Here is an 11,403-nt window from a genome sequence, read left to right on the forward strand (position 1 = left end):
TAAGTAGGCCTCAACGGCTGAAAATTTAAACTGCTCGTCGTACTTCATAAGACCCCTTGAAGTGGAGTCTCACTTCAAGGGGTCACATCAAAGGCGGGAACCCAAGTCCTTCGCGCACCGAACACCCAAAAAGAAAAGGGATCTACAACGGATCCCTTTTTCATTACGCGGCCTTCGCCTCGTCCTTCCTTCGCTGCAGCACGAAGATCGGCTGCGCCCACTGCATGTCCTTCTTCTTCTTGCTCGTGATGAGCGTGAGTTCCGAAGGATCGTAGACGTCGGTGTTGTGCGTCAGCGGCGTCGTCATCAGGTACTGGGCGTCGGTGTTCTTCAGGAACTCGCCGACCAGCTGGATGTTGCGAATGTCCAGGTGGGCGAACGGTTCGTCGATGAACACGAAGCCGCCCGAGCCCTCTTCCGATTTCAACAGGCCGATCAGCAGCACCAGCGACTTCATCACCTGCTGGCCGCCCGAGGCTTCGCCGTCGTTCATCCCGATCTGGTCCTTGCCGTCGAACTTGAAGCGCACGTGCAGGCCGGCCTGGGACAGTTGCACATCGTCGTTCTCCAGCCGCACCGGGTCGGCCTGGACGTCGATGCCGGCCAGCGCACCCAGTTCGCGGATGTTCTTGGTATAGGTCTTGATCGTGTAGCGCAGGCGCTCGATATAGGCCCCGCGCGCATTGCCGGTGGCCTCGATCGCGCGGTTGTTCTGGTAGCGGCGCTCCTCGGTCTCGCTCTGGCGCGCCTCGAGCTGCTCGTGCAGGCGCGCATACTGGTCGATCACGGTCGGATCCAGTTCCCAGTCCTCGCGCGCCAGCGAATGCTCGAGCGAACCGAGACGCAGGTTGACCTGGTGCGCATTCTGGTGCTTGGCCACCAGGTCGCCGCGCCAGTTGGGATTCTTCCAGGCGTCCGGCACCGCGCGCCAGCCGCGGCGCATCTCCAGCAGCGCCTTGGCGTGCTCGCTGCGCTGCTCGATCTGGCGGCGATGGTTCAGGCGCATGCCGGCTTCGGCCTCCGACAGCGCCATCCGCGCGTTCTGCCATACGGTGTCGGCACGGGTGCGGTTCACCGTCGCGTTCTTGCTCAGGGTCTGCAGCTCGCCCAGGCGCGCGCCGACCTCCAGGCGCTCGGCCTTGAGCGGCGCGATGGTGCGCAGCGCTTCCTCGAATTCTTCCTGGCGCGCCGACAATTCTTTGGCGGCGTCGACGCCGGCGATGCGCGCCTTCAGGCCGCCCACTTCGGCGGCCAGCTTCGAGATCGCGAGGGTCAGCTCGTCTTCGCGCTTTTCCAGCGCCGGCATCAGCTTCTGGATGGCTTCCAGGCGCTGGGTCTTGCCCGCTGCGCCGAAGCGGTAACGCGAAGCCTCGACGAACAGCGAGCGGCCGCCGCGGCGTTCGCGGTGGTAGGCGTCCGGCGTGATCCATTCGTCGGAACGGCTCTTGAAGCCTTCGTCGACCGAGTCGACGCGTTCGATGCGTTCCAGCTGGTCGATCAGCCAGCCCGGCGCCTTGCCCGAGAAGCGCACCACCGACAGCAGGCTGTCGTCCTTGACCACCGGCGCATTGACGCAATCCGGCACGATGAAGTGGCGATAGCGTTCCTTCTCGGCCAGGCGGTAGGCCGCCGGCGCATCTTTCGCATTCTCCAGCAGCACCACCGAGGCATAGCCGCCCAGCACACCCTCGACCGCACCCTGCCACTTCGGATCGGTCACCTCGACGATGTCCGACAGCATGGCGTGGGCGATGCCCTCGTCGCGCAAGGCGCGGCGCATCAGGCGCTGCGCTTCCGGCTCCGGCATCGAGGTCTTGCCCTGCAGCGCCGAGATGGTCGCCATCTCGCCCGCGATCTTGCTCGACACCGCTTCGCGTGCGCTCTTCTGGCGCGCCAGCTCGGCTTCTTTTTCGTCGAGCTGCTTGGCCACTTCGGCGATGTCGGCGCCGGCGTCCGCCGACAGCTTTTGCAGGCGGTCGCGCTGTTCCAGCAGGCTTTCCAGGGGCTTCAGGCGCGTGTTCACCTCGGACAGGCGCTTGGCCAGTTCGCCGCCCTCGGCTTCGAGTTCGGTTTCCTGTTTCTGCGCGTCGGTGAGCGCGCGCTGCTGCGCCGCCAGCTGGCTGCGTTTCTCGGCCAGTTGGCCGTCGGCCTGGACCAGTGGCTTCTTCGCCTCGCGCAGCATGCGGCTGTTGTTGGCGGCCTTTTCGCGCGCCTCGTGGTATTGCAGCGCCGGCAGCACTTCTTCGTGCAGCTCGCGCCTTTCCTTGTTCAGGTCGGACCACTGGTGGTGGTTGGCCACGCGCAGGCGCAAGCCCTCGAGGTTGGTGCGCGAGGTCTCGAGTTCGGTCTCGAAGCGTTTCAGCTCGACCTCGGTGTCGCGCTGGTGGCGCTTGGCTTCGTCGTAGGCGTCCAGCACTTCCTTGTCGCCGAAGACCTGGAACACCAGGTCCAGCAACTGGCGCGGCGCGTATTCGCACAGTTTATCGGTCTCGCCCTGCTCCAGCGCCAGCACCTTCGACATTGCCGGCGACAGGCCGGCCGAGGCCAGGCGCTTGCGATAGTTTTCGACGCCCAGCCAGTCGGTGGCTTCGGTCACCTCCTCGATCTCGACATTCCCCGGACGCATCAGGTACTGGCGCTTCCAGTCGCCGCCGTTCTTCTGCACCTGACAGAACAGCGTCACCTCGTCGTCCGCGAAGAAGCCCGAATGGCGGAACGGCCGGTTCGACAGCTGGCGTCCGATCGGCTTGTTGTCGACCACGGCGCGCAGCCAGGCGCTTTGCTGGCCCGAGTGGCGCGCATAGTGTTTATAGGTGCGGCCCATCGAGCAATCGAGGCCGAACAGGGTGCGCATCGCGTCGAGCAGCGTGGTCTTGCCCGAGCCGTTCTGGCCGGCGATCGTGATGATCTTGGCGTCCAGCGGGATGTTCTTGATCCGCTGCCAGTAATCCCAGTGGACCAGTTCGAGTGATTTAATGTGGAACATCGGCTATCTCAGTTCGGGGTATCGGTTGCATCGTCGGCTGCGTCGGGAGACTCGACCGCGAGCGCATCGTTGGCGGCTTCTGCGTCGACCGCCACCTTGCGCGGAGCGGCCGCCAGCGGCGCGCGCTTGAAGACTTCGGACAGCGCGCCGTTGATGATGCGCTCCTTGAGCACGTCGGTGTCCATCATCAGGTCCAGCAGCGGGCCTTCCAGGATCACGTCGCCGCGCCGTTCGATGAAGCCCAGCTTGGACAGCACGCCTAGGTTCATATCCATGCGGGTCTTCTTGCCGAGTTTATCGCCGAAGTCCGACAGCAGCGCGGTGTACGAGATGCCGATCGAGGCGTCTTCGGCGCGCGGGATCGGCGTGTCCTTCTCGAACATATCGTTCTGGTCATCGTCCACCGAGGTGTGGGTTTCCTGGCGCTCGCGCTTGGGCAGGATGATCTGGGCCCACAGCACCACCAGCAGGGCCACGCCGTCGCGGGTCAGGCCGAAGTTATTGTTCTGCCAGATGTCCTTGGCGCCGAAGATCTTCGGCTCGACGTTGCGGTGCAGGGCCACGGTCACGTGGTCGGCATAGACGTTGTCGAGCAGTTTGAGGCCGGATTCGAGCAGGCGCTTGTCGACTTCGGCGCGGAACTGGTCGTCCGACAGCGCGCGCTTGACCATCTTGTCGTCGCGGCGCAGGGTCTGGTGCGTCAGCAGGCGCGCGATCAGGATTTGTGCATCGTCATTCATGTGGGCGTGCCGTCCGAAGGGAGATCTAGATTGATGGAGAGGGTCGCGATCGACATGGCCGCCACTTCGGGGTCGTCGAGTTCGATCAACTGGTCCTGGGCCTCGAAGGAGAGCGGTAGGCGCGCCAGGTCGGCGGTCGCGCCCTGCAGGCTGGCCTCGGACGCGTCGCCCAGCAGCGGCAGCAGCGAGGCGCGGTAGGACGCCAGCGCGAAGCTGGCCGGCAGCAGCGATTCATGCAGCTGGACCCGACGGGGGCCGACTTCCGAGAATTCAGGGAAGTTGCCCAGGTTGGCGAAGTCGGCCAGCTTGTTGATCCAGTCGTTCAGCTCGACCATCATGGCCGGGTTGTCGTTGATCGTCAGCGGCGCATCTTGGCCGCTCGGCAGGCCTCTCGGCCCGGTCGAGATCACGCGCTCGGCCAGGAGCTCGGTCTCGGCCACGTCGATCATCTCGGCCGGGGTACCGAACAGCGGCGTCACCGGGCGGTCGATCGCGCCCGAGGCCAGGCTGGCCAGGTCTTCATGGGCCAGCAGCCAGCGCTTGACGTCGGTGGTCGACAGGCCGGACTGGCCCAGGTGCACGCGCTGGCGCTCGATCTGGTTCAGCGCGCGCGAGAACATACCCTGCATATTGAGCAGCGCGCTCTGGGCTCGGCCGATGGCCTGGGCCGCGCGGTGCGTGGCGGAATCCGCCCGCTCGTCCGAAGTGATGGCGCGCAGGATGACGGAGCCCTTCTCCACCCAGTCGCAGGCCATATGCCACTTGGCCTGCGAGGTGCGCAGGCGGAATTCGGAGCCGGAGGCGATCGCGTCGCGGAATTCCTCGGTCAGCTCGATCAGGCGGCCCAGCAGGTGCTTCAGCTGGTCGACGGTGACGCCGCCGACCGCCTGGGCGCCGGCCACCTGCGACAGCAGGAAGCCCATCTCGGCGTCGTCGTCTTCTGGCTTGCCCAGCGCCAGCAGGGTCTCGAGCGCGGACAGGACGTTGCGCGCCAGCGGCGTGATGCGGTACACCGCGGCCGGGGCGTCCCAGGCCAGCAGGCCGTGGCCGCGCAGGCGGTTGAGCACCGTCTCCAGGCTCTCGGGAATCAGATAGGCCAGCTTCTGGTTGATGTCGGCGCGCGAGAACGCCGAGCTGGCGGTGTCGCCGGCCAGTTCGCGCAAGACGAGCAGGCGCACCAGCACGCCATCCTGGGTGCCGTGGAACAGGGCCGTGAAGGCCGACAGCATCGGCTGGGCACGCTTGAGGTGGAAGACCTGCTCGATTTCGTCGGGAGCGACGCCTTCCTGGAAGTGTGCCTGCAGCGGATCAAGTTCCGGCGCTATGGCCGGGGAGTCGGCAGCGAGGGCCGCGCCGGCAAGGGGATCGATCATCGTTGTTACCAGTCTCTCGTGCGCGGTCGAGACGGGCCTGGATTGTCATTGTTTCTACAACCGTGTACAGGCCCGACCGGCGTCGCGGGGGCGTCAGTATAACAGTTTAGATTTGGAAATCCCCGATCGGGTGACCCAGGGGCAACAGTCGAAACGTCGTTCCCGCGCAGGCGGGAACCCAAGTCGTTAGCGTTTCGATAATGCTAGCAAACTTAGGTTCCCGCCTGCGCGGGAACGACGTGGCAGGCTTAGTTTGATGGCTTCCCAATACTCTTGAGCGTTTGTTCGATGGTTTCCTTGTCGCCTTCCGTGAACCGGATCTTGACCGGATACCATTCGTGCTCCGGCGCCAGCCACACCTCGATGCTCTGGTCGCGGCTGCCCGGCAGGGCTTCGCGGCTGACCAGCACGGCGTCGACCTGGCCCAGCCCCGTCTTGACCTTCTCGCGCTTGACCACCTTGAAGGTCCAGGCCTCGGCGCTGCTGCGGCCTGCCACGAAGAATGGCCATTCCGAACCCGGCTTGAACTTGTCGCCGGCGGCGCGCGCGACGGCCGCGAGCTGCCAGGTGATCGACACGCGGTCCTGCTCGCCGCCCTTGAGCGGGTAGGTCTTCTCGCCTTCCGAGAAACTCATGACTTTTTCGCCACGGTCGAAGGTGATCGAGGTCGGATCCTTGCGCATGCGCTTTTCGGAAAATTCCGCCGGGGCCAGGCCGAACTCGTCGATGGCGCCCTGGCTGCGGTTGTCGAGCAGGGTGCCGAGGATGGCCACGCGCGATTCGACCTGCAGCTCGTATTTACCGTCGCCGGCGCGCCAGACGACGGTGGCGTCGCCCTTGAGCGACAGGCCGCGCTGGCGCGCGCTCAGGTCATAGTGCAGGTCGGCCGATGGCGGCAATTCGAAGGCGCGCTTGACGGCTGGATGCGCCGCAGCCGTTGGATTTGCGGCCTGGACGGCGGTGCTGCCCAGGGCGAGTGCCAGCGTGCATGCGATGCCAGCTGTTCGAATGTTGTCTAGAAGCATATCAAAATCCTGAATGGTTCAAGACGATATTATTCACTGTTTGCGTGGTTACTGCTCCATTGGCCTCCGAATTGCGAATCCGCACTGGATACCAACCATGTTGCGGGGCCAGCCAGATGTCGAGCGTCGACTTGTAGGAACCGGGCAACGGCGGGCGGGTCAGGTGCCAGGTCTGCAGCTTGCCGAGCCTGGAGTCGATCTCTTCCTGCCCCACCACCTTGAACCGGTAAACGCTGGCGTCGCGGTCTTCGCCGACAAAGATGTCGATATCGCCGCTTAATTGTTTGGCGTCGCCGCGTGCGATCGCCGACAGCTGCAGCGGGACGCTGGCCTTGTCCTGGGCTCCGGCCACCAGCGGATAGGCCGCCTGCGATGCCGAGAAGGTCAATTTGTTCTCGCCCCAGTTGAAATGGGTTGCCGTAAGCGAACGGCCGCGCCGTTTTTCCGTCATCTTGATCGGCGCGAAGCCGGTCGCGGCCACCGCGCCCTCGCTGTGCAAGACCACCAGGTTGACGCGCGTAAATACCACCCGGATGCCGGCCTCGACCTGGATCTTGTAGGTGTCGTCGTTCAGTTGCCAGGCCAGCAAGGCCTCGCCCGACCATTCGGTGCCGTCCTTGTCGGTACGGGCGACGTCCAGCGTGATCGAGGCCGGGGGTGGCATGTCGACCTTGTAGCGGCGTATTTCGGGAACGGCGGGGGCGGCCGGCTCGGCGGGCGCCGGGGCTTCTGGTGCTGGGGGCGGAGGCGGCGGCGCTGGCGCCGGCGCGGTGGCAGCCGGCGCCGGCTCCACGCCGCTTCCCCCGGGCACGCCATCGGCCGCCCCGGGCTCCATCCCGACGGTGAAGCCGCCCGCCTGGGCCGGCATGCCGAATTCGACCGGCGGAATCACGGGCAAGGGCAGCGGCGCCGCATCCGGCACCGGCAGGAGCGCGGGCGGCGGCGGTGGCGGCGGCAAGGCGGCCGGCAAGACTTGCGCCAGGATCGTCGCCGCCCCGCCTTCGCCATGATCCTGGCGCGGTAGCTCCAGATTGACGTCGAGCAGCACGCTCAGCACGATCCAGTGCAGCAATACGACCAGCGCGACCGGCAGCAGCCGGCGGCGACGCGGAAGAAAAATCGGTGCGGATGGCATATCCGCTAGTGTAGCGCGGGCGAGGCCGGCGCTGCACGGCGCCGGAATCTTCCTTTAGAACGTCAGGTGGTCGCCCCGCCATCGACGTTGAGCACGGCGCCGGTGATCTGGCGCGCCGCCGGGCTGGCCAGGAAGGCGACCGCCGCCGCCACGTCGCGCGGTGCGCCGAAGCGTCCCAGCGGCGTGATCGACTTCTGGAATTCGGCGAAGTCGCCATTGGCCGGATTCATCTCCGTGTCGGTCGAGCCCGGCTGCACCAGGTTGACCGTGATGTCGCGCGCACCCAGTTCGCGCGCCAGGCCGCTGGTGAAGGTCTTGAGCGCGGCCTTGGTCAGGAAATACACGGTAGCGCCGTCGCCGACGATGCGGTCGGCGCCGGCCGAGCCGATATTGACGATGCGACCGCCCTGGCCCAGGTGCGGGATGGCCGCCTGCGCCGCCAGGATCGGACCGCGCACGTTCACGTCCAGCAGGGCGTCGATATCGTCCACGGCGATGTCGGCGATCGGCGCATAGCGGGCGATGGCGGCGTTATTGACCAGGATGTCCAGGCCGCCCAGCGCCTGCGCCGCCGCGTCGACCGCGCGCCGGATCTCGGCCGGATCGGCGCTGTCGGCCTGGATCGCGACCGCCTTGCGGCCGTGGCCCTCGATGGTGCGCACGACTTCCTGGGCGCGCTCGGCCGAACGCTCGTAGGTGATCGCCACGTCGGCGCCCTGCTCCGCCAGTTCGATGGCGATCGCGGCGCCGATGCCGCGCGACGCGCCGGTGACGATGGCGCGTTTTCCTTGCAGGTTACTCATGACATTTCCTTTATGTGTTGATCGATACAGAAATGATAGATCGACACGCGGAGCGCTGTCAATTGATTTTTTAGTGATCGACACATATATTATGAAACGGCGTGCGGCGTTGTCCCGACCCGCAGCCGGACATATACTGTGCGCGATGCAAACGCCCGACCAAGCTCTCCACGACGAAGCAGCCTCCCCAGCGCCGGCGACCCGCGCCCGCGGCCGGCCGCGCGCCTTCGACCGCGAGGCCGCCTTATCGAAGGCCATGCGCCTGTTCTGGCAAAAGGGTTACGAAGCCACGTCGCTGGCCGACCTCACTGCCGCGATGGGCATCGCCTCGCCGAGCCTGTACGCGGCCTTCGGCTCCAAGGAGGCGCTGTTCGTCGAGGCCCTGAACCATTACGGCGCCACCTATGCCTGGGGCTGGAAGAACTTCCTCGACGCCCCGACCGCGCGCGATGCGGTGAAGGCCTGGCTGATGGATTCGGCCGCCTTCCTGACCGGCGGCGTCGAAGACGTTCCGCTCGGCTGCATGGCGACCCTGTCGGTGATCGGCGCCGCCGGCCACCAGGAACTGTGCGAGCAGACGCGCACTGCGCGCGCCGCGCCGCGGGCGGTCGTCAGGAAACGCCTCGAACAGGGCGCCGCGAACGGCGAGATTCCGGCCTCGGTCGACCTGGACGCACTCGCCCGTTTCGTACAGATCGTCCAGAACGGGATGTCGCTCCACGCGCGCGACGGCGCCACTCGCGCCGAACTGGAGGCGGCGGTCCAGGTGGCCATGCGCAGCTGGGACGCCCTGGTCGAAGGCTAGGCAAGCGCGGTCAACGCAGCCGATTCAGCGCAATGCTGTCAAATGGCTGCCGAGACGATGGCCCAGCGCGCAGATAGTCAACGATGGATTGACGCTGCCGGCGGTCGGGAACACCGAGCCGTCGCTCACCCACACGTTCTCGAAACCGAATACCTTCAGGTCGGTGTCGACGACGCCGTGTCGCGGGGTCGTCGCCATGCGCGCAGTGCCGAGGTGATGGGCGGCGGAGGCGCAGGTATCGCGCCAGCCCGTCATCGGGTCGGCCCGGCAGCCGCTCACGTCGCCGTGCCCGCGAAAGCCGTCCATCAGCAGCTCGTGGTACTGCGTGAACATTTCGATGTCCTGCTTGCAGAGCTGCCAGTGCACGCGCGCGATCGGCATGCCGTAGCGGTCGCGCTCGTGCCCGGACAGGCTGACCTGGCTGTCCGGGTTGGGCAGCTGTTCCGTCATGAAGAACAGGTCGCCATGGTGCGAGCGCAGGCCCAGCGGCAGCTTCTGGTGCGCGATGCGCCACAGGATGTAGGGATGGCGCACCAGCGAGGCCACGTGCGACAGGCCGATGTCGCGCGGCCCGCGCACGCCGAGGAAGGACATCACCGCCTTGTTCGGCACCGGGCGCCGGTTGATGCCCTTGCGGATGAACACGGCGTGGTTGGGCAGGCGGTGCGTCTGCTGGAATTCGCGCTTGAGCATCAGCCCGGGGAAGACCTGGACGTCTTCCTTGCCCGCGCTGGCGTGCGCCTTCGGCTTGGCCGCAAGCGGCTGGCGGAACGTGACTTGCGACAGGTAGCCGGCGGGATGGTCGATCAGGTTGCGTCCGAGCCACCAGGACGGCGGCTGCGCCATGCCATGCTGGCCCAGCGAATTGAGCAACAGGCGCGGCGTCTCGAGCGCGCCCGCCGCGATCACGAAGCGCTTCGCGCGCACTTCGAAACGCTGGGCACCGCTGCCCACCACCAGCGCATGTGTACGTCCATGCCGTTGCCGCAACTGCAGCGCGGTGCTGTTGTACACGCAGCGCGCCTTGCCGTTGCGGCACCATTCGCGCAAGACCGGCTTGCCCCTGAACGGCGGCGAGCGGTAGCGATACGCCTTGGAGGCCAGCATATTGCCCATGCCGAGCGCCATGCCGCCGTGGTGGCCCGCCGTGTCCTGTGGCATGTCCTGGCCGCCGCACAGGAAGTCCAGCGCGACCGCATACCAGGGGTCGAGATCGCCGCGCGTAATGGCCCAGCCGCTGTGGGCGATCCAGGGGCGCGCGAGAAAATGCTCGTCGTCGAGCGGCGCACACACGCCATGCCAGAAGGCGGTGCCGCCGCCCACCTCCAGCCCGCGGCTGGTGGCAATGCCGAAGGGACGGCCGCTGCTTTCGATGCGCAGCGAAGGCGGATCGCGGCGCGACGCCGTCATCGGCCCGGTCTCGATGAACAGTACGTCGAGTCCGGCGCGCACCAGGGGATGGGCGGTGGAAATCGCCCCCATGCCGGTGCCGACGATGCAGATGTCGGCCTCGAGTGTCGTGTCTGCTGCCAACTGCCTGCCATCGATGAGCATTGGATTCACCACGAAAGGTTAATTGCCAAAATACAATTTTGTGCAGTTCAACTTTTTCATCGTAACGTAAAGACGATGCTTGTTCAATAGACAATATTCCTGATAGTTCACCCTGTCTTGGGTCCAGCGCAAACCATGCGTTTCCCGGCCCATGCCCCGCATGGCCCATCCGGGCGTTATCTGCTAACCTTGCCGCACAACCACTGGAGACCAACCATGCTGAACCAGCCCATGCCAGGAATGAGCGACACGCTCGAATTCGTCAAGAACCTGTGGGGCGGCATGAACATCCCCGGCGCCATGCCCGGGATGGGCAGCATGCACATGCCGGGCGCCGCCCTGTCGGTGGAAGACCTGGACAAGAAGATCGCCGACCTGAAGGCGGTCGAGTCCTGGCTGAACCTCAACCTGAGCATGCTGCGCGGCTCGATCCAGGCGCTGGAAATCCAGCGCGGCACCCTGGCCACGCTCAAGGCGATGGGCGACAGCATGGCCCAGGCCATGAGCCAGACCGGCGCCGCCAGCGACGCCGCCATGGCGCCGTTTGCGCAATTCTTCACCCAGGCGGCCCAGGCCGCCTCGCCCGCCGCCGCCGCCAAACCCTCGGACAGCGCCGCGCCACCGCCGCCGGCGCCATCCGCGGCGGCGCCCGACACCCCGTCCCCGCCCTCAGAGGCCGAGGCATCGGGTGCGGCCATGCCGGCCGCGGTCGCCTGGTGGAATCTATTGCAGGACCAGTTCCGCCAGGCCGTGGCCAGCGCCATGCCGCCAGACAACGCCAATCCCGACAAGGCCGGCGGTGCGCCGTCCGATGGCGACAGCGTCCCCGCAGCCGGCGCCGCTGCTGCCGCCAAACCATCCGCCGCAGACCAATCCGCCAACGCCCAGAACGCCAACGGCAATCCGGCCCCGGCCCGGCGCAGCACGCGCGGCAAGACCGACAAGACCTGAACGCTTGATCCAGACGGTGGCGTTCGCCTCC

The 11,403-nt window shown here is 66.3% G+C and carries 9 protein-coding genes; 2 read left to right on the plus strand and 7 right to left on the minus strand.

Annotated elements, in window-relative coordinates:
- Positions 1-163: 163 nt before the first annotated feature.
- From FVD38_RS21260 to FVD38_RS21285, 6 genes are all read right to left on the minus strand, one after another.
- Positions 164-2,986 (minus strand): ATP-binding protein, encoded by a 2,823-nt coding sequence (locus tag FVD38_RS21260; RefSeq protein WP_147936629.1) that lies wholly within the window; start codon positions 2,984-2,986, stop codon positions 164-166.
- Positions 2,987-2,994: 8 nt separating this feature from the next.
- Entirely contained in the window at positions 2,995-3,726 is a 732-nt protein-coding gene (locus tag FVD38_RS21265) for a hypothetical protein (RefSeq protein WP_123071605.1), read from the minus strand.
- The gene (locus FVD38_RS21270; RefSeq protein WP_187271668.1) at positions 3,723-5,099 is read right to left on the minus strand and encodes a hypothetical protein; all 1,377 of its coding nucleotides are present in this window, start codon (positions 5,097-5,099) and stop codon (positions 3,723-3,725) included. Before FVD38_RS21270 ends, FVD38_RS21265 begins: the two co-directional genes overlap by 4 nt.
- 248 nt (positions 5,100-5,347) lie before the next feature.
- Entirely contained in the window at positions 5,348-6,124 is a 777-nt protein-coding gene (locus FVD38_RS21275; protein ID WP_147936630.1) for a DUF3108 domain-containing protein, read from the minus strand.
- Position 6,125: 1 nt separating this feature from the next.
- On the minus strand, positions 6,126-7,259 hold the full coding sequence (locus FVD38_RS21280; protein ID WP_147936631.1) for a DUF3108 domain-containing protein: 1,134 nt from the start codon (positions 7,257-7,259) through the stop codon (positions 6,126-6,128).
- A gap of 62 nt (positions 7,260-7,321) precedes the next feature.
- Complete coding sequence (locus tag FVD38_RS21285) at positions 7,322-8,062, minus strand: SDR family NAD(P)-dependent oxidoreductase (RefSeq protein WP_147936632.1); 741 nt, start codon at positions 8,060-8,062, stop codon at positions 7,322-7,324.
- 145 nt (positions 8,063-8,207) lie between these two features.
- Between FVD38_RS21285 and FVD38_RS21290 the strand changes: the two genes are divergently transcribed.
- The gene (locus FVD38_RS21290) at positions 8,208-8,867 is read left to right on the plus strand and encodes a TetR/AcrR family transcriptional regulator (RefSeq protein ID WP_147936633.1); all 660 of its coding nucleotides are present in this window, start codon (positions 8,208-8,210) and stop codon (positions 8,865-8,867) included.
- 24 nt (positions 8,868-8,891) lie between these two features.
- Here FVD38_RS21290 and FVD38_RS21295 read toward each other — a convergent pair whose 3' ends face one another.
- Positions 8,892-10,400, minus strand: a complete 1,509-nt coding sequence (locus FVD38_RS21295) for a GMC family oxidoreductase (protein WP_229493868.1) — start codon at positions 10,398-10,400, stop codon at positions 8,892-8,894.
- A gap of 237 nt (positions 10,401-10,637) precedes the next feature.
- Here FVD38_RS21295 and FVD38_RS21300 point away from each other — a divergent pair, with 237 nt between their 5' ends.
- Positions 10,638-11,372: a PhaM family polyhydroxyalkanoate granule multifunctional regulatory protein gene (locus FVD38_RS21300; RefSeq protein ID WP_147936635.1), complete on the plus strand. Its 735-nt coding sequence runs from the start codon at positions 10,638-10,640 to the stop codon at positions 11,370-11,372.
- Positions 11,373-11,403 lie beyond the last annotated feature (31 nt).

The sequence above is a fragment of the Massilia arenae genome, assembly GCF_008014745.1.
Classification (GTDB): domain Bacteria; phylum Pseudomonadota; class Gammaproteobacteria; order Burkholderiales; family Burkholderiaceae_D; genus Telluria; species Telluria arenae.